A 17,840-nucleotide genomic window follows, 5' to 3' on the forward strand; every position below is an offset into this window, starting at 1 on the left:
CAACAGGCGCTTCGCCCTCCTGACGCATGAACCGCCCCGATCCCGACCAACTCCTCGACAAGCTGCAGCGCGACGAAGAAAAGCAGCGGCGCGGCCAGCTGAAGATCTTCTTCGGCGCATCCGCCGGTGTCGGCAAGACCTATGCGATGCTGCAGGCCGCGCGCCAGCGGCGGCAGGACGGCGTCGACGTCGTCGTCGGCATCGTCGAGACGCACGGGCGCAGCGAGACCGCCGCGCTGCTCGACGGCTTCGACGTGCTGCCGCTCGCGCGCATCGAATATCGCGGCCGCACGCTCGCCGAATTCGATCTCGACGGCGCGCTCGCGCGTGCGCCGCAACTGATCCTCGTCGACGAACTCGCACATTCGAACGTGCAGGGCGCGCGCCATCTGAAGCGCTGGCAGGACGTCTACGAACTGCTCGACGCGGGCATCGACGTGTACACGACGGTCAACGTCCAGCATCTCGAAAGCCTGAACGACGTGGTCGGCGCAATCACCGGCATCCGCGTGTGGGAGACCGTGCCCGATCGCGTGTTCGACGCGGCCGACGAGGTCACGCTGGTCGACCTGCCGGCCGAGGAACTGCTCGAGCGGATGCGCGACGGCAAGGTCTATCTCGCGCAGCAGGCCGAGCGCGCGGTGCGCAACTTCTTCCGCAAGGGCAACCTGATCGCGCTGCGCGAACTCGCGCTGCGCCGCACGGCCGACCGCGTCGACGCGCAGATGCGCGAGTACCGCGCCGACCGTTCGATTCAGCGCATCTGGCAGGCGCGCGAACGATTGCTCGTGTGCGTCGGGCCCGGTCCCGAAGCGCCGACGCTCGTGCGCGCGGCCGCGCGGCTCGCCGCGAGCGTGAAGGCCGACTGGATCGCCGTGTACGTCGAGACGCCGCGGCTGCAGCGGCTGCCCGACGCGCAACGGCAGCGCACGCTCGATGCACTGAAGCTCGCGGCCGAGCTCGGCGCGGAGACGGCCACGCTCGCGGGCGACGACGCCGTCACCGCGCTGATCGGCTATGCGAAGGTGCGCAACGTGTCGAAGATCGTTGCAGGCGGCTCGTCGAGGGTCGGGCTCGCACGCCGCTTCGCGCGGCCGTTCGGCGAGCAGCTGGCCGAACGGGCGGGCGACGTCGATCTGATGCTGATTCGCGCGTCGGCGAGCGACGAAGTGCGCGCGGCGCCGCGCGACGCGCGCGCCCGCGACTGGCGCGATGCGTTCGCGCTGCTCGGCACGCGGCGTTCGCCGCCGCGCCACTACGCGTATGCAGCCGCAATCTGCGCGGCGATCACCGGTGTGGCGAGCGTCGCGTCCGCGCGGCTCGACCTGACGAACCTCGTGATGCTGTACCTGCTCGGCGTCGTGTTCTCGGCGGTGCGGCTCGGGCGCGGGCCGGGCGTGCTGCAGTCGTTCCTGTCGGTCGCCGCATTCGACTTCTTCTTCGTGCCGCCGCGGATGTCGTTCTCGGTCAGCGACACGCAATATTTGCTGACCTTCTTCGGGATGCTGCTCACGTCGCTCGTGATCAGCCACCTGACGTCGACGCTCACGCGCCAGGCGAGCATCGCGCAGCACCGCGAGCGCCGCACCGGCGCGATCTACGCGATGGCGCGCGAGCTCGGCGCGGCGCTGACGACCGAGCAGATCGTCGAGATCGGCAGCCGTCACGTGAGCGAAGTGTTTCGCGCGCGCGTCGCGTTCCTGCTGCCCGACAGCGCCGATCAGGTGCGCCAGAAGATCGAGGAGCCCGACGCGGCCGTGACGCTGACCGGCGCGGAGCTCGACCGCGACGTCGGCCAGTGGGTGTACGACCAGCAGAAGCCGGCCGGGCGCGGCACCGATACCTTGCCGGCGGCGGCCGCGCTGTACCTGCCGCTGAAGGCGCCGATGCGCACGCGCGGCGTGCTCGCGGTCGTGTCGCGCGAGCCGCGCGAACTCGACGTGCCCGAGCAGCAGCGGATGCTCGATGCGTTCGCCGCGCAGATCGCGCTTGCGCTCGAACGCGTGCACTACGTCGAGATCGCGCGCGACGCGCTCGTCAACATGGAGTCCGAGCGGCTGCGCAACTCGCTGCTGTCGGCGATCTCGCACGATCTGCGCACGCCGCTGACGACGATCGTCGGGTTCTCGTCGATGCTCGCGAACGGGCGCGCGGCCGCGTCGCGCGCGCCGGCCGGCGACACGGCGGCCGAGCGGCCCGCGCAACGCGAAGCGGAGCTCGTCGACGCGATCCACGACGAGGCGCTGCGGATGACCGGCATCGTCACGAACCTGCTCGACATGGCGCGGCTGCAGGCCGGCAGCCTGCAGCTGAAGCGCCAGTGGTCGCTGCTCGAGGAAACCGTCGGCGCCGCGCTCGCCGCGTGCAAGCGCGTGCTCGCGCGCCATCCGGTGCGCGTCGCGTTGCCGGCCGACCTGCCGCTGCTGCAGACCGACGCGGTGCTGATGGAGCGGCTGTTCGCGAACCTGTTCGAGAACGCGGCGAAGTACACGCCGGCCGACGCGCCGATCGACATCGGCGCCGAACGCGTGACCGACGACGGCCGCGCGTTCGTGCGTGTGCATGTCGACGATCACGGCCCCGGCCTGCCGGCCGGGATGGAAACGCGGATCTTCGACAAGTTCACGCGTGGCGAGAAGGAGTCGGCGACACCGGGCATCGGCCTCGGCCTGGCAATCTGCCGCGCGATCGTCGACGCGCACGGCGGTACAATCGGCGCGCTCAACCGTACCGCACCCGACGGCCGCGTGACGGGCGCGCGCTTCTGGTTCACGCTGCCGGTCGACACGCCGCCGCCTGCGCCTGCCGTACCCGACGACGACCTCGACGCGCCCGGCGCGCCGTCTTCCTCCGAGCCCTTGCCAGACCATGAGTGAACCGAGCCTGACCGTCGTCCTGATCGAGGACGAAAAACAGATCCGCCGCTTCGTGCGCGCCGCGCTCGAGGAGGAGGACATCGCCGTGTTCGACGCGGAGACGGGCAAGCAGGGGCTGATCGACGCGGCGACCCGCAAGCCCGATCTCGTGATCGTCGACCTCGGGCTGCCCGATACCGACGGCATCGACGTGATCCGCGAACTGCGCGGCTGGTCGGACGTGCCGATCATCGTGCTGTCCGCGCGCACGCAGGAAGAGGAGAAAGTGGCCGCGCTCGACGCCGGCGCCGACGACTACCTGACCAAGCCGTTCGGCGTGTCCGAGCTGCGCGCGCGGATTCGCGCGCAACTGCGCCGGCGCAACCAGGGCGGCGCGAACGAGTCGCCGAAGGTCGGCTTCGGCGGCGTGACGGTCGATCTCGCGCTGCGCCAGGTATGGCGCGACGGCGAAATCGTGCACCTGACGCCGCTCGAGTACCGGCTGCTCGCGACCCTCGTGCGGCACGCGGGGCGTGTGCTCACGCACCGGCAGCTGCTGCGCGACGTGTGGGGCCCGTCGCACGTCGAGAGCCCGCACTATCTGCGCATCTACATGGCGCATCTGCGCCAGAAGCTCGAGCGCGATCCCGCGCAGCCCGAGCACATCGTCACCGAAACGGGCGTCGGCTACCGGCTCGTCGGCGCCGCGTGACGTGCCGGCGTACCGCGCGATGCGGCCGTAATGGAAGGCCGCCCGCCGGTGAAGTAGCATTGGCGCGACATTGCGGCCGTCGGCGCGGGACGCGTACACCGGGCGCGCATTCCCCGCTATCCTGACCGTTCCGCGAACGAATCCGAGGAGCGTGCAATGTCCGTCCGTCTGGTCGTCATCGCTGCGCTGGCGCTTGCTGCGTCAGGTGCGTTCGCGCAGCCGCTGCCGCCGGGGCAGCAGCCTTCCGCGCCGCGAGCGGCGCTCGCCAATCCCGCGTCCGTCAATTGCGAGAAGCTCGGCGGCCGTCACGTGATCCGCGACCTGCCGCGCGGGCAGGTCGGCATGTGCGTGTTCAAGGACGGCCGCGTGTGCGACGAATGGGCGCTGTACCGCGACGACCGCTGCGTCGGCGGCGTCGGCGCCAAGCGCGCGTCGAAGCGCGACTGAACGCGGCGGCGCGCGCTTTCCGGGCGCTGCCGTGCGTTGCGCGCCATGCCGCGGCCGCTCCCACGGCGGCCGGCGCCGGCCGCGTCCGGCATCCCTGTAAGCATCTTGTTATACTCGCCGCCGTCCGGGGACGACCCCGGGTCATTCGCTTCAACGGGGACGGCCCCATCCGATACGGAGTACGTCGAGATGGCGTGGGTATTGTTGTTGATCGCCGGTTTGCTCGAAGTGGCCTGGGCGGCCGGCATGAAATCGTCCGAGGGCTTCACGAGGCTCGGACCGTCGGTGTTCACGATCGTGACTGCGCTGGCCAGCTTCGGGCTGCTGGCGGTCGCGATGCGCCAGCTGCCGCTCGGCACCGCGTATGCGGTGTGGACGGGCATCGGCGCGGTCGGCGCGTTCGTGTTCGGCATCGTGATGATGGGCGAGGCGCTGACTGTCGCCCGCGTCGCGAGCGCGTCGCTGATCGTGATCGGGCTGATCGGCCTGAAACTGTCGTCGGCCGGCTGACGCGGCCTGATGCCCGCCTGATGCCGCTTGATGCCGCCCGACGCCCCGGCCCCTGCCGCGCACCCCGCGCCCGGCCGTGATGGCCGTGATGCGCCGCGGAATTGCGCCGGCCCTCCCGCCAGCCTGTCTATAATGGAACGCATTCGGGCCTGAATGCCGTCGTGCCGTGCGCGGCGCGCGGCACTGGTCGCCACGCGCCGCGCGGCCGGTCATACCGACTCGATCCGATCAATCGGCAAAACGCACGGAAAGTGCAAGGAGAGGGCCATGATCGAAGCCATTTCGCTCGGCGCGGGGCTCGCGTGGGCGAGCGGGCTGCGCCTTTATCTGACGGTGCTGATCGCCGGCGTGCTCGCGCGGGTCGGCTGGCTCCATCTTCCCGACACGCTCGCGGTGCTGATGTCGCCATGGGTGATCGGCGCCGCGGCCGTGCTGGCCGTCACCGAATTCCTCGCCGACAAGATTCCCGCGTTCGACTCGCTGTGGGACGCCGTGCACACGTTCATCCGGATTCCGGCCGGCGCGGTGCTCGCCGCCGGCGCGCTCGGCCATGCCGACCCGACGGTGCTCGCGGTCGCGGGGCTGGCCGGCGGCTCGCTCGCCGGCGCCGCACACGTCGCGAAGGCCGGCACGCGCGCGCTGATCAACCTGTCTCCGGAACCGATTTCGAACTGGGTCGCGTCGTCCACCGAGGACGGGCTCGTGTTCGGCGGCCTCGCGCTTGCATTCTTCGTGCCGCTCGCGTTCCTCGTGCTGCTCGCGGCGTTCATCGCGGCGTCGGCGTGGGCGCTGCCGCGTCTGTGGCGCGGCGTGTCGGGCGGCTTTCGCGGGATGGCGAACCACATGGTGTCGCGGCTCAACTCGATCGGAGGCAAGCGCGATTGAAGGCGCCGTCACCCGTCGAGCGACAGTACGCTGATCCGTCGGCCGGGCCGCGCGCGCATGCCGGCCGCTTCGGCTGGCAAGACCTGATCCGCCAGGCCGCGCGCATGACCGCGCGCGACTGGCGCGCCGGCGAACTCACGCTGCTCGTGCTGGCGCTGGTGCTGGCCGTCGCCGCGCTGACGAGCGTCGGCTTTCTCGCCGATCGCTTGCGGCAAGGGCTCGAGCGCGACGCTCGCCAGATGCTCGGCGCCGATTTCGTCGTGCGCGCCGACCATCCCGTCGATCCGTCGTTCGATCGCGACGCGCGCGCACTCGGGCTGCGCACCGCGACGACCGCGATCTTCCCCAGCATGATCGCGCCGGCCGCCGGCGCGCAGCCAGGCGGCGCGGCGCCCTCGCGCCTCGCGGCCGTGAAGGCCGTTTCCGCCGGCTATCCGCTGCGCGGCGCCGTCGAGATCGTGCCGGCCGGCGCGCGCGCCGCGCAGAAGGCGAACGCCATTCCGGCGCCCGGCACCGTGTGGGCCGATCCCGCGCTGCTCGACGCGCTGCATCTGAAGGCGGGCGACACCGTGCGTGTCGGGCTGCGCACGTTCACGGTCGCCGCGTCGATCTCCCGCGAACTCGATCGCGGCTTCTCGTTCGTCAATTTCTCGCCGCGGCTGATGATGCGCGCGGACGAACTTGCGGCGACGGGGCTCACCGGCTACGGCAGCCGCGTCACGTACCGGCTGCTGGTCGCCGGCGACGCGCAGGCCGTCGCGCGCTTCGACGCGTATGCGCACGCGCGCGTCGACGGCGGCAAGCTGCGCGGCGTCGGCCTCGAATCGCTGCAGGAAGGCCAGCCGCAGGTGCGCCAGACGCTCGATCGCGCGCGCCACTTCCTGACGCTGGTTGCGCTGCTGACCGCGCTGCTCGCGGCGGTCGCGATCGCGATGGCCGCGCAGCGCTACATGCGGCGTCATCTCGACGGCTGCGCGACGATGCGCTGCCTCGGCGTGAGCCGCCGCACGCTCGGCGCGCTGTTCGCACTGGAATTCGCCGGCGTCGGCGTCGTGTCGGGCGTCACGGGCGCGGTCCTCGGCTACGGCGGCCACTGGGCGCTGCTCGCCGCGCTCGGCAGCCTGATCGACGTCGTGCTGCCGCCGCCGACACCGTGGCCGGCGCTCGTCGGCATCGGCGCCGCGCTCGTGCTGCTCCTCGGCTTCGCGTTGCCGCCGCTCGCGCCGCTCACGCGCGTGCCGCCGGTGCGCGTGCTGCGCCGCGACTGGGGCGACGCGTCGCGCACCGCGTGGGCCGCGTATGCGTTCGGCGTCGTGCTGTTCGCCGGACTGCTCGTCATCGCCGCAGGCAACCTGACGCTCGGCCTGATCGTCGCGGGCGGGTTCGCGGGCGCGCTGGTCGGTTTCGCGCTGATCGTGCGCATCGTGCTGTACGCGGCCGCGCGCGCGGTGCGCAATGCGCGCATGGCCGCCGGCATCGGCTGGCGCTACGCGCTCGCGTCGCTGCACCGGCGCGGCACGGCGAGCGCGCTGCAGATCACCGCGCTCGCGCTGGGCCTGATGTGCCTGCTGCTGATCGCGATCACGCGCAACGACCTCGTCGCCGGCTGGCGGCAGTCGACGCCGCCCGATGCGCCGAACCAGTTCCTGATCGACATCCAGCCCGACCAGCGCGACGACGTCGCCGCGTGGCTCGCCGCGCACGGCGTGCGCGACGCGGTGCCCGCGCCGATGGTGCGCGGCCGGCTCGTCGCGATCAACGGCAAGCCGGTGAATCCCGACGCGTATCCGTCCGACGAAGCGCGCCGGCTCGTCGACCGCGAGTTCAACCTGTCATATACGACCGAGCTGCCCTCCGACAACCGGATCGTCGAAGGCGACTGGTTCGGCGATTCGGCGCGGCCGCAGATCTCGATCGAGGCCGGCCTCGCGAAGATACTGAACGTGAAGCCGGGCGACACGCTGCGCTTCGACGTGACGGGGCTGACGGTCGATGCGCCGATCACCAGCGTGCGCAAGCTCGACTGGGGCTCGTTCCGCGTCAATTTCTTCGTGCTGATGCCGCCGCCGGTGCTGAAGGATTTCCCGGCCGTCTACCTGACGAGCTTCCATCTGCCGGCTGCGCAGGCGGCGCTGCTCGATCCGCTGATCGCGCGCTACCCGAACCTGACGGCGATCGACGTCGCGCCGATCCTCGCGCAGGTGCAGCGGATGATGCTGCAGGTGGTCGGCGCGGTGCAGTTCCTGTTTGCGTTCACGCTCGCGGCCGGCTTGCTCGTGCTGTACACCGCGCTCGCCGGCTCGCGCGACGAGCGCATGCGCGAGGCCGCGCTGCTGCGCGCGCTCGGCGCGTCACGCGCGCAGGTGAATGCGGTGCAGCGCGCGGAATTCATCGTCGTCGGCGTGCTGGCCGGCGCGCTCGCGTCGGCGGGCGCGATCGCGGTCGGCTGGGTGCTCGCGTCGCGCGTGTTCGACTTCCAGCTCGCCGTCGATCCGTGGCTCGTGCCGGCCGGCATCGCGGCCGGCGTCGCGTGCGCCGGTGCGGCCGGCTGGCTGAGCCTGCATAATGTGCTGCGGCGCCCGGCGCTGCAGTCGCTGCGCGACGCATGAGCGTCGCTGGCGCCCCGACCATCCCGTTTCCGATTATCCGTATGACCGATGTGAATGATGAAGCGCCGTCGCAGCCGACGGCGTTCGAGCTCGTGGGCGGCGAAGCCCGCGTGCGCGACATGGTGGACCGCTTCTACGACCTGATGGATCTCGAGCCCGAGTTCGCGGAGATTCGCGCGCTGCATCCGGCGTCGCTCGACGGCTCGCGCGACAAGTTGTTCTGGTTCCTGTGCGGCTGGCTCGGCGGACCGGACCACTACATCAGCCGGTTCGGCCATCCGCGGCTGCGCGCGCGGCACCTGCCGTTCCCGATCGCATCGGTCGAGCGCGACCAGTGGCTGCGCTGCATGGCGTGGGCGATGGACGACATCGGGCTGCCCGAGCCGTTGCGCGAAAGGCTGATGCACTCGTTCTACGACACGGCCGACTGGATGCGCAACCGGCCCGGTTGATCGACCGGTACGCTGCCGTCCGCGCGCCGGACGATCTGCGTCTGGGCGTCCGTGCGGCGCGGCGCGACACTGAGCATTTCCCCATCGATACGAGGCTCGCCCGATGACGACCCAGGCTCTGTTTCGCGAAGATGCATACCTGACGCAATGCGACGCGATCGTCGCGGCCGTCGGCGACGACGGCATCCTGCTCGACCGCACGGTGTTCTATCCGCTCGGCGGCGGGCAGGCCGGCGACAGCGGCACGCTGACGCTGCCCGACGGCAGCACGATCGCGATCGCCGACACGCGCAAGGCGAAGTTCGACGGCGCCATACCCGACGATGCCGTGCACGTGCCGGACGCCGGCCAGGCGCTGCGCGCCGCGGCGCTCGCGCCCGGTACGCGCGTGGTCGCGCAGATCGACTGGCTGCGCCGCTACCGGCACATGCGGCTGCATACGGCCGCGCACCTGATGTGCGCGGTGCTGCCGTATCCGGTCGACGGCTGCAGCGTGACGGCCGACTACGTGCGGCTCGATTTCGCGACGTCGGACGCGATCGACCGCGTCGACGTCGAACGCCGCCTCGCGGCGCTCGTGCACGGCGCGCATGCGGTCACGACCGAATGGATCACCGACGCCGAGATGGCCGAGCGGCCGGAGCTCGTGCGCACGATGAGCGTGAAGCCGCCGATGGGGCTGGGCCGCGTGCGATTGCTGCGGATCGACGGTATCGACCTGCAGCCGTGCGGCGGCACGCACGTGCGCAACACGTCGGAAATCGGCGCCCTGCGCGTCGCGAAGCTGGAAAAGAAGAGCGCGCGGACACGGCGCCTCGTACTGGAGTTTGCATGACGATCGACAACCCTGACCGGACGGACGGCGCGGCGGCACTCGACCCGCAAGCGCGCGAGATTCTCGATTTCTGGTTCGGCGCGCCGGATTCGGCGGAGTTCGGCCACGCACGCAAAGTATGGTTCAACGGCGGCGCGGCGTTCGACGACGTGCTGCGCGCGCGCTACGGCGCGCTGCTCGACGCCGCTTGCAGCGGCGCGTGCGATCACTGGGCCCGCACGCCGCTCGGCGCGCTCGCGCTGATCGTGGTGCTCGACCAGTTCTCGCGCAACATTCATCGCGGCACGCCGCGCGCATTCGCCGCCGATTCGAAGGCGCTGGCGCTCGCGCGGCGCGTCGTCGCGGCGGGGTGGGACGCGCAGCTGCCGAGCGGCCACCACCGCGCGTTCGCGTACCTGCCGTTCGAGCACGACGAGTCGGATGAAAGCCAGCGGGAGGCGGTGCGGCTGTGCGCGGGTATTCGCGGCGAGGCCGGGTGCGAGAGCTATCACGATTTCGCGCTGCGCCACGCGGCCGTGGTCGAGCGCTTCGGCCGGTTCCCGCACCGGAACGCGATTCTCGGCCGCGCGTCGACCGACGAGGAGACGGTCTTCCTGCGGCAGCCTGGTTCGTCGTTTTGACGAGCGGGGCGGCGGCGCGGCCGGTTACGGCGCGCCGTGCTCCTCGGGCGTGCGCACGTAGACGCGCAGCAGTTCGTCGTTGTCGCCGGGGCGCGCGCCAGTCCAGAACAGCTTCCATTCATTGCCCGGCGCCGGATCGACGGCCCGCACACCCTGGACGATCATCCACGTGCAGCGCGTCGTCTTCGCGTCGTCGATCGGCGTGTGCTGGATCCCGGAGAAGTAGTACAGCATCGGCGCTTCGGATTCGCCGAGCCCGTGCAGGCTCGCCATGCAGTCGCCGTCGCTCCATTCGAGCGCGAGATGCGCGTTCAGGTCGTCGAACACCGACCGATAGCTCTTCGCGACGTCCAGCCACGGCAGCAGCAGCGTATATACGAGCCCCCACGCGACCAGCGCGCCCGCACCCCACGACAGCGCGCCGCGCCACGGGCCCGTCGTGCGCAGCTTCGGCAGCAGCGTCAGCCAGCCGATCGTCAGCACGAGCGCGCCGAGTACGAGCGCCGGCGCGATCGGCATCGTCCAGTCGAGCGGCAGCCAGCGGCCGAGCAGCGCGATGCCCGCGCGCGACGCGCCCGGATCGGCCATCACCGCCCAAATCGCCCACGCGAGCGCGACGACGGTGCCGAACAGCAGACGGCTCAGGTAGTCCCACGCGAGATGCAGCCCGCGCGGCAGGCGGTCGATCGCCTGCGCGGCCACCAGCGCGAGGGGCGCGAAGAACGGCAGGACGTACAGCTGCCGCGAGGTCGCCGACACCTGCAGCACCGCGAGGCCGATGCCCGCGAACATCACCGGCAGCGCGATGCGCGGCGTGCGCCAGTCGCGCCATGCGCCGCGGGCGAGCGCGACGATCGCGAGCGGCGCGACCGGGAAGCCGACCAGCAGGAACGCGCGCAGGATGAAGAGCGGCTTGTCGTTTTCGGCGCCGAGTTCGGGCACCGAGAAGCCGAAGAAGCGGCCGACGTTGTTGTCCCAGAACCACGTCATGAACAGCGTTTCGGACCGCAGGAACAGCGCGATCGGCCAGATCAGCGCGAACGGCGCGAACACCAGCGCGGCGACGCCGAGCGCGCGCGCGAACGCGCGTGTGCGGCAGGCGGGGTAGAGCGCGATCGCGCCGGTGACGGTGGTCGCGAACACGAGCGGCACGAACAACCCCTTCGCCATCAGCGCGATGCCGACGCCCGCGCCGAGCGTCGGCGCGGCCCAGCGGCTGGCTGGCCGCACCGGCAGCCCGTGTTGCATCTGCCGGCCGCGCGCCACATGCTGCATCACGAGTTCGAGCAGCCCGCAGAACCCGATCGCGGCGCCGGCGAACAGCGCGACGTCCGTGATCATGTCGTGCACGTGCTTGATGACGACGAGCGTGCCGGCGCTCAGCACGACCGGCCCGATCACGCGCAGGTCGAGCCAGCTGTCGGCGCGGCTCGCGCTGCGCGCCGCGCGCGCGATGAAGCCGAACGCGAGCGCCGCGAACAACGCGCTCGCGAGCCGGGCGGCGTCGTGCAGCGGCATCACGCGTTGCAGCAGCCATGCGAGACTCGTCGCGACCCACGCATAGAGCGGCGGCTTTTCCATGAACGGCAGCCCGGCGTTGGTCGGCACGACGAAGTCGCCGGTCTCGAGCATGTGCTGGATGATGCCGAACGTATAGGTTTCGTCCTGTTTCCACGGATCGTGGCCGAGCACGCCGGGCAGCGTGTACGCGCACACCAGCGCGGCGATCATCAGCCATACGCGCCACCCGAGCCGCAGCACGCGAGTGCCGCCCGGCGCGACGGTGTCGGCCGCGGCGGGCGTGCCGGCGGCATGGAGCGTCGTGCTGAGGTCGGAATCGGCGGCTGATCGGGCGTGCGTGGCCGAAGCGGGCACGGACGTGCGTCGCCGGCCGGGCGCTGCGGTTCCTGGCATGGAAAAGATCTCGTTCGGGTCAAGCTGGTCCGGCGACATGGGCCGGGACCATTAAGGGCCGCATCGAGGCGGCATGACAGCCGGATGACCGGGCTGCTTGCGTTCGGCGCTAGTAGAGCACGGAATTGTTACGGAAGTTTACTGAAACTGTCACGATATTGTGGAGATTTGTGGTGTCGTGACACGGCGGGCTTCAGTCGGCCCGTTTTCGTGTTTTATGGTGCGCGATTACCGTCCGCCGCCGACGTCGAGCAGGGTCCCCGTCGTATACGACGCCGCGTCGCCGAGCAGCCAGACGATCGCTTCGGCGACCTCGCGGGCTTCGCCGGCCCGCCCGAGCGGCGTCTGCGCGCCGAGGCGCGCCGCGCGGCCCGGCTGGCCGCCGCTCGCATGGATGTCGGTCTCGATCAGGCCGGGGCGTACCGCGTTTACGCGCACGCCGTGCGGGCCGAGCTCCTTCGCGAGGCCGATCGTCAGCGAATCGACGGCGCCCTTCGAGCCCGCGTAGTCGACGTATTCGTTCGGTGAACCGAGCCGCGACGCGATCGACGATACGTTGACGATCGCGCCGCCGCGGCCGCCGCGGTCGGTCGACAGGCGGCGCGCGGCTTCGCGTGCACACAGGTACGCGCCGAGCACGTTGGTGTCGAACATCCGCCGCAGCCGGTCGAGCGGCATGTCGGCGAGCGGCATCGACGGCGCGACGATCCCCGCATTGTTGACGAGCGCGTCGAGGCGGCCGAACGCGGCCGTGACGGTGTCGAACATCGCGATCACGTCGGCTTCGTTCGCGACGTCACCGGCGACCACGCACGCGCGGGCGCCCGTGTCGCGCACGGCCTGCGCGGTCAGCTCGGCGGCCGCCGCGTCGCGCGCGTAGTTGATGCCGACGTCCCAGCCGCGCGCGGCCGCGAGCACGGCAGTCGCGCGGCCGATGCCGCGGCTCGCGCCGGTGATGAGGACGGCCTTGCGCTCGGACGGTGCGGGCATCGTGTGCGGCTCCCGACAGGGGTTACTTCGCCGAGTCGGACGCCCACTTGTCGCGGGCGGGCGGCTGATAGCCGCGCAGCTGCTCGATCAGCGCGACCGGCTCGGACGCGATGCACAGCGCATCGAAGTAGGTCGGGCGCATGAAGCCTTCGTCGACCGTATGGCGCAGCAGCGCGATCAGCGGATCGTAGAACGAGTCGATGTTGTACAGCGCGACCGGCTTGCGGTGATAACCGAGCTGCGCCCACGTGTAGACCTCGAACAGTTCCTCGAGCGTGCCGGCGCCGCCGGGCATCGCGACGAAGGCGTCGGCGAGGTCGGCCATCATCTTCTTGCGGTGATGCATGTCGGGTACGACGTGCAGCTCGGAGAGCCCCGTATGGCCGACTTCCTTGTCGACGAGCAGCTCGGGGATCACGCCGACCGCGCGGCCGCCGGCCGCCATCACTTCATCGGCGATCACGCCCATCAGGCCGACGCGGCCGCCGCCGTAGACGAGCGTGAGGCCCGCATCGACGAGCGCGCGGCCGAATGCGCGCGCGGCGTCCGCATAGACGGGCCGCACGCCGGACGACGAGCCGCAATACACACAGACTGCCTTCATTGTTTCGTATCCTTCGCGGCGGGCTTGGCGGCGACCGGGCTGCCGGCCGCGCGCGGCGAACCGTCGCGCGGCGGCAGGTAGTCGGTGAACTGGCGCTTCGGCAGCTTGCCGGAGACGAGATCGTCGAACAGCTGGCGCGACCGGCCGCGCAGGTACGGCGCCATGATCGAGATCACGTGCATGCTGACCTGGTGCAGTTCTTCGCGGATCGCGTCCTGGTCGTTGTACTTGCGCGGGTGCATCACGTACTGATACGACAGCCAGTACGTCGAGATCACGGCCATGTTGGTGGCGATGACTTCGATCTCGGCGGGCGTCGCGACCATTTCGCCGTCGGACACGAGCAGCTCGCACATGTCGTGCGCGAAGCGCACCTTGTGGCTGATGATCTGCTTGAAGTGTGTTTCGAGCGTGCGATTGCGCGCGAGCAGGTCGTTGAGGTCGCGATACAGGAACCGGTAGGTCCACATGAAATCGGCCATGTACTGCAGGTACGACCAGGTTTCGTCGATCGTCGGACGGTGATCTTCGGGGAAGCGCAGCCGCCGTTCGATCTGCTGCTCGAACTGCGCGAAGATGCTGTTGATGATGTCGTCCTTGTTGCGGAAATGGTAGTACAGGTTGCCTGGACTGATTTCCATTTCCTCGGCGATCGTCGTGGTCGTGACGTTCGGCTCGCCGATCTCGTTGAAGAGTTTCAACGACAACTCGAGAATCCGTTCGCGGGTGCGGCGGGGAGGTTTCGCTTCCATGTCGTCCGGCCCTGTGTGTGCCGGACTGGCGGGCGCTGCAATCGATGCTGCGAGATTCGTCCGGCGCGGGTTGCTGTTCTAGGTCTGGCGGACGATTATAAACCGCTGTTTCCCCGCATCGCGCGCATTTCGTGTGCGCGATGCCTGCGGCGGCGTGCTGCACCGCCGCATGCGCGAGGGCGCGGCGGCACCGGCGGACGCGGCTAGAACCCGAGCCAGCGCGCGATGACCGGGCCGAGCACGAAGCCCCACGTCGTCACGCACGCGAACAGCGCGACCGTCACCGCCGCGCTGCCGAGGTCCTTCGCGCGCTTCGACAGTTCGTGGCGCTCGAGCGAGATGCGGTCGATCGCGGCCTCGACGCTCGAGTTCAGCAGCTCGACGATCAGCACCAGCAGCACCGAGCCGATCAGCAGCGCGCGCGACGCGGCCGGCACCGGCGAGAACGCGCCGATCGGCAGCATCAGCGCGGCGAGCGTGAGCTCCTGGCGAAACGCGCTCTCCTCGCGGATCGCGACACGAAAGCCGTTCAGCGAATGCTTGAGCGCGTACCACGCGCGCGTGATCCCGCGGTGGCGCTTGTACGGATTCGGCGGCAGCGGCGCCAGACGATCGTCCGGGCCGAGTGGCTCGTGCGTGTGCGGCTCCGCGTCGGCGTGCGGCTCTTCCTCGTCGAACGGACGATGCCGTTGCGCCGTCGCGGCAGGGGGCGGGTTGTTGTCGTTCAGGTCTCGTTTCAAACGGCGGCACCTTCGGCGGGCGAGTACGCGGTCTTCGGCAACGGCTTCAGGTGAGATGCGAACTGCTCGGACGCCGCGCGCCACGAGAAGCGTTCCGCCCATGCGCGCGCGGTCTCGCGTTCGATCTTCAGCGCTTCGAGGCAGGCTTCCTGCAGGTCTTCGTGCATCGCGCCGGCATTGCCCCCGCCGAGCACGTCGATCGGGCCCGTGACCGGGTAGGCGGCGACCGGCGTGCCGCATGCGAGCGCCTCCAGCAGCACGAGGCCGAACGTGTCCGTGCGACTCGGGAACACGAACACGTCGGCCGCAGCATACACCTTCGCGAGCTCCGCCTGGGACAGCACGCCGAGATAGTTGGCTTCCGGATAGCGCGACTTCAGCTCGGCGAGCGCCGGGCCTTCGCCGGCGACCCACTTCGAGCCCGGCAGGTCCAGACGCAGGAACGCCTCGACGTTCTTCTCGATCGCGACGCGGCCCACGTACAGGAAGATCGGCCGCGCGGTATTGAGCACCTTCGAGTCCATCGGCCGGAAGATGTCGAGGTCGACGCCGCGCGTCCACAGCACGACGTTCGTGAAGCCGAACTTCTCGAGGTCCTGCTTCACGACCGGTGTCGGCGCCATTACCGCGAGCGACGGCGCGTGGAACCAGTGCAGGAACTTGTAGGTCGCCGCCAGCGGAATCCCGAAGCGCGCCTGCACGTATTCCGGAAAGCGCGTGTGATACGCGGTCGTGAACGGCAGCTTGCGCGCGCGCGCATAGCGGCGCGCGGCGAGGCCGAGCGGGCCTTCGGTCGCGATGTGCAGCGCGTCCGGGGCGAATGCGTCGATCCGTGCGCGCAGCTTGCGGTACGGCAGGATCGACAGGCGGATCTCCGGGTAGGTCGGGCAGGGCACCGTGCGGAATTCCAGCGGCGTCAGCATTTCGACCCGGTGGCCGAGCGCGGTGAGTTCGCGGGACGTGCTCTTCAGCGTGCGCACGACGCCGTTGACCTGCGGTTCCCACGCGTCGGTGACGATCATGATCTTCATCGCGGCATGTGTCCTGTAAGTGGAGTCGTGTCAGGCGGTGGCCTTGGCCTTGCGCGACGGGGCGGCGGACGGCGCGCTGCGCATCACCGTCCAGTAGACGATCTTCAGTTCGCCTTCCATCGTCTCGACGAGCGCGGACAGGCTCTCGACCCAGTCGCCGTCGTTGCAGTACAGCACGCCGTCGATGTCGCGGATCTCCGCCTTGTGGATGTGCCCGCACACGACGCCGTCGCAGCCGCGGCGGCGCGCTTCGTCGGTCATCACGGTCTCGAACTGCGAGATGAAGTTGACCGCGTTCTTCACCTGGTGCTTCAGGTACTGCGACAGCGACCAGTACTGGAAGCCGAGCCGGCTGCGGATCCGGTTGAACCAGCGGTTCAGCACGAGGATCAGCGTGTACAGCGTGTCGCCGAGATACGCGAGCCATTTCGCGTGCTGGATCACGCCGTCGAACAGGTCGCCGTGCACGATCCACAAACGTTTGCCTGCGAGCGTCGTGTGAAACGCCTCGCCGCGCACCTGGATGTCGCCGAAAGCGAGATCGCAGAACTGCCGCGCGCCTTCGTCGTGGTTGCCCGGGATGTACACGACCTGCGTGCCCTTGCGCGCCTTGCGCAGGATCTTCTGCACGACGTCGTTGTGCGCCTGCGGCCAGTACCAGCCCTTCTTCAGCTGCCAGCCGTCGATGATGTCGCCGACGAGGTACAGGTATTCCGACTCGTTGTGGCGCAGGAAGTCGAGCAGATACGGCGCCTGGCAGCCGCTCGAGCCGAGGTGGATATCGGACAGCCAGATCGTGCGGTAACGGTGCGCGGACGAGTCGGGCTCGTCATGGGTCGCGTGCGTCGTCGTCGGCTCGTGCGGCGACAGCGCATCGGTCGCGGCCGAGCCGGACAGGAACGCGGTGACGGCGCGGGCGCCGAACGGTTGACGGAACAGGGAGGTCGCGGACGTTTTCTGGCCCATGCATGACTCGCGCCGGTTGACATGCACGCATTGCGCCATGCGGGCGTGACCATGCCGTGACAGTCACGAGACGTTCTTATTACTGTCGTCGCCGCGTGTTTAGCAGTGAATGCGGCGGCGTTGCGCGACCTGCCGCACCGACTGGTGCGCCGGTAGCGAGTAAGCCTGGCGCGGCACGTGTGCGCGCGTTTCAGGCGAATTTCGTCAGACGGAAGGGGGGTGTGCTGAGCCGGCCGCGGTGGCCGTTGCGCGGATTGCGCGGCGCGTCAGCGGGGAATTGCGACCACGCGGGTGCGGGCGAGGCGGTCGTGCGGGAACTGGCGGTCGGCATGCAGGCGCGCGGCGCCCGCCCACGCGACGATCCATGCGGCTGCCACGGCGAGCGTGACGGGCACCGACAGGCCGAGCAGCGGATGCAGCGCGAGCGGCGGCAGGAACCACAGCCAGCCGAGCGCATAGCGGACGAGCGCATGAGCCGCGTTCAGCGGCCGGCCGCTCGACGATTCGAGCCGCAGCCGCCAGGTCTTCATCGGCAGCGTCTGGCCGCCGTGGGTCCAGAACCAGACGAAGTACGCGCCGACGACGAGCGCGATCCATGCGGCGAGCAGGTTGTGATGGACGAGGCCGTTGCGCTGCTGCGTCGCGAGGCCGAATGCGAGCCCGGCGAAGAACACCACGCCGAACAGCAGCACGGCTTCGTACAGCATCGCCGCGAGGCGCCGGCGCACGGACGGCGCGGTGACGGGCGGGGCGGCCGGAGCGGTGGACGCGGGGGCTTTCGTCACGGCCGCTCAGGAACCCTTGAACAGCGACGGCGCGTCGGCGGGCGACACCGGTGTGACCGCGGCCGGCGCGGCGGCGGGCCCGGTGCCGGACGTCGCCGACGCAGCGGGCGGCACGCCGGCGCCGGCCGACGCG

17 protein-coding genes are annotated in these 17,840 nt (G+C 70.2%); 9 read left to right on the plus strand and 8 right to left on the minus strand.

The annotated features are described in order from the left end of the window. Positions 1–26: 26 nt before the first annotated feature. From BSE24067_RS26150 to BSE24067_RS26190, 9 genes are all read left to right on the plus strand, one after another. A complete protein-coding gene (locus BSE24067_RS26150) occupies positions 27–2,876 on the plus strand; it encodes a sensor histidine kinase (protein ID WP_151064732.1) in 2,850 nt (949 codons plus the stop codon). Continuing rightward, positions 2,869–3,567, plus strand: coding sequence for a two-component system response regulator KdpE (gene kdpE / locus BSE24067_RS26155; RefSeq protein ID WP_151064731.1), 699 nt, complete (start codon positions 2,869–2,871; stop codon positions 3,565–3,567). Before BSE24067_RS26150 ends, kdpE begins: the two co-directional genes overlap by 8 nt. Positions 3,568–3,723: 156 nt before the next feature. Beyond that, positions 3,724–4,014 carry a putative hemolysin gene (locus BSE24067_RS26160; RefSeq protein WP_151064730.1) on the plus strand — a complete coding sequence of 97 codons (291 nt, stop codon included), beginning with the start codon at positions 3,724–3,726 and terminating at the stop codon, positions 4,012–4,014. Positions 4,015–4,203: 189 nt separating this feature from the next. Continuing rightward, complete coding sequence (gene sugE / locus BSE24067_RS26165; RefSeq protein ID WP_151064729.1) at positions 4,204–4,524, plus strand: quaternary ammonium compound efflux SMR transporter SugE; 321 nt, start codon at positions 4,204–4,206, stop codon at positions 4,522–4,524. A gap of 267 nt (positions 4,525–4,791) precedes the next feature. After that, entirely contained in the window at positions 4,792–5,409 is a 618-nt protein-coding gene (locus BSE24067_RS26170; protein ID WP_059600405.1) for a DUF4126 domain-containing protein, read from the plus strand. Between the two features lie 104 nt (positions 5,410–5,513). Further along, positions 5,514–8,018, plus strand: a complete 2,505-nt coding sequence (locus BSE24067_RS26175) for an ABC transporter permease (protein ID WP_151064766.1) — start codon at positions 5,514–5,516, stop codon at positions 8,016–8,018. A 41-nt stretch (positions 8,019–8,059) separates the two neighbouring features. Beyond that, on the plus strand, positions 8,060–8,470 hold the full coding sequence (locus BSE24067_RS26180) for a group II truncated hemoglobin (protein ID WP_151064728.1): 411 nt from the start codon (positions 8,060–8,062) through the stop codon (positions 8,468–8,470). A gap of 103 nt (positions 8,471–8,573) precedes the next feature. Continuing rightward, the gene (locus BSE24067_RS26185; protein ID WP_151064727.1) at positions 8,574–9,305 is read left to right on the plus strand and encodes an alanyl-tRNA editing protein; all 732 of its coding nucleotides are present in this window, start codon (positions 8,574–8,576) and stop codon (positions 9,303–9,305) included. Next, on the plus strand, positions 9,302–9,925 hold the full coding sequence (locus BSE24067_RS26190; protein WP_151064726.1) for a DUF924 family protein: 624 nt from the start codon (positions 9,302–9,304) through the stop codon (positions 9,923–9,925). The genes BSE24067_RS26185 and BSE24067_RS26190 overlap by 4 nt, the downstream gene beginning before the upstream one ends. 24 nt (positions 9,926–9,949) lie before the next feature. Here BSE24067_RS26190 and BSE24067_RS26195 read toward each other — a convergent pair whose 3' ends face one another. The 8 genes from BSE24067_RS26195 to BSE24067_RS26230 form a co-directional block, all read right to left on the minus strand. Beyond that, positions 9,950–11,839 (minus strand): ArnT family glycosyltransferase, encoded by a 1,890-nt coding sequence (locus BSE24067_RS26195; RefSeq protein WP_151064725.1) that lies wholly within the window; start codon positions 11,837–11,839, stop codon positions 9,950–9,952. 228 nt (positions 11,840–12,067) lie between these two features. Further along, complete coding sequence (locus BSE24067_RS26200; RefSeq protein WP_151064724.1) at positions 12,068–12,829, minus strand: SDR family oxidoreductase; 762 nt, start codon at positions 12,827–12,829, stop codon at positions 12,068–12,070. Between the two features lie 22 nt (positions 12,830–12,851). Beyond that, on the minus strand, positions 12,852–13,433 hold the full coding sequence (locus BSE24067_RS26205) for an LOG family protein (protein ID WP_151064723.1): 582 nt from the start codon (positions 13,431–13,433) through the stop codon (positions 12,852–12,854). Next, positions 13,430–14,185, minus strand: coding sequence for a TetR/AcrR family transcriptional regulator (locus BSE24067_RS26210; protein WP_151064722.1), 756 nt, complete (start codon positions 14,183–14,185; stop codon positions 13,430–13,432). Before BSE24067_RS26210 ends, BSE24067_RS26205 begins: the two co-directional genes overlap by 4 nt. A 203-nt stretch (positions 14,186–14,388) precedes the next feature. Continuing rightward, complete coding sequence (locus tag BSE24067_RS26215) at positions 14,389–14,925, minus strand: diacylglycerol kinase (RefSeq protein ID WP_151064721.1); 537 nt, start codon at positions 14,923–14,925, stop codon at positions 14,389–14,391. After that, the gene (locus BSE24067_RS26220; RefSeq protein ID WP_151064720.1) at positions 14,922–15,956 is read right to left on the minus strand and encodes a glycosyltransferase family 4 protein; all 1,035 of its coding nucleotides are present in this window, start codon (positions 15,954–15,956) and stop codon (positions 14,922–14,924) included. Before BSE24067_RS26220 ends, BSE24067_RS26215 begins: the two co-directional genes overlap by 4 nt. Positions 15,957–15,986: 30 nt before the next feature. Beyond that, positions 15,987–16,922, minus strand: a complete 936-nt coding sequence (locus tag BSE24067_RS26225) for a UDP-2,3-diacylglucosamine diphosphatase (RefSeq protein ID WP_151064719.1) — start codon at positions 16,920–16,922, stop codon at positions 15,987–15,989. Between the two features lie 266 nt (positions 16,923–17,188). Beyond that, entirely contained in the window at positions 17,189–17,707 is a 519-nt protein-coding gene (locus BSE24067_RS26230) for an RDD family protein (RefSeq protein ID WP_151064718.1), read from the minus strand. Between the last annotated feature and the right edge of the window lie 133 nt (positions 17,708–17,840).

Origin of the sequence: Burkholderia latens (assembly GCF_902499045.1) — a bacterium.
GTDB classification, from domain to species: domain Bacteria; phylum Pseudomonadota; class Gammaproteobacteria; order Burkholderiales; family Burkholderiaceae; genus Burkholderia; species Burkholderia latens.

Coding starts and splice junctions, on each gene's coding strand:
- BSE24067_RS26175 (WP_151064766.1), top strand. CDS start 5,514: ATGACCGCGCGCGACTGGCGCGCCGGCGAACTCACGCTGCTCGTGCTG.
- BSE24067_RS26210 (WP_151064722.1), bottom strand. CDS start 14,185: ATGGAAGCGAAACCTCCCCGCCGCACCCGCGAACGGATTCTCGAGTTG.
- BSE24067_RS26185 (WP_151064727.1), top strand. CDS start 8,574: ATGACGACCCAGGCTCTGTTTCGCGAAGATGCATACCTGACGCAATGC.
- BSE24067_RS26200 (WP_151064724.1), bottom strand. CDS start 12,829: ATGCCCGCACCGTCCGAGCGCAAGGCCGTCCTCATCACCGGCGCGAGC.
- kdpE (WP_151064731.1), top strand. CDS start 2,869: ATGAGTGAACCGAGCCTGACCGTCGTCCTGATCGAGGACGAAAAACAG.
- BSE24067_RS26195 (WP_151064725.1), bottom strand. CDS start 11,839: ATGCCAGGAACCGCAGCGCCCGGCCGGCGACGCACGTCCGTGCCCGCT.
- BSE24067_RS26160 (WP_151064730.1), top strand. CDS start 3,724: ATGTCCGTCCGTCTGGTCGTCATCGCTGCGCTGGCGCTTGCTGCGTCA.
- BSE24067_RS26225 (WP_151064719.1), bottom strand. CDS start 16,922: ATGGGCCAGAAAACGTCCGCGACCTCCCTGTTCCGTCAACCGTTCGGC.
- sugE (WP_151064729.1), top strand. CDS start 4,204: ATGGCGTGGGTATTGTTGTTGATCGCCGGTTTGCTCGAAGTGGCCTGG.
- BSE24067_RS26170 (WP_059600405.1), top strand. CDS start 4,792: ATGATCGAAGCCATTTCGCTCGGCGCGGGGCTCGCGTGGGCGAGCGGG.
- BSE24067_RS26150 (WP_151064732.1), top strand. CDS start 27: ATGAACCGCCCCGATCCCGACCAACTCCTCGACAAGCTGCAGCGCGAC.
- BSE24067_RS26190 (WP_151064726.1), top strand. CDS start 9,302: ATGACGATCGACAACCCTGACCGGACGGACGGCGCGGCGGCACTCGAC.
- BSE24067_RS26220 (WP_151064720.1), bottom strand. CDS start 15,956: ATGAAGATCATGATCGTCACCGACGCGTGGGAACCGCAGGTCAACGGC.
- BSE24067_RS26205 (WP_151064723.1), bottom strand. CDS start 13,433: ATGAAGGCAGTCTGTGTGTATTGCGGCTCGTCGTCCGGCGTGCGGCCC.
- BSE24067_RS26180 (WP_151064728.1), top strand. CDS start 8,060: ATGACCGATGTGAATGATGAAGCGCCGTCGCAGCCGACGGCGTTCGAG.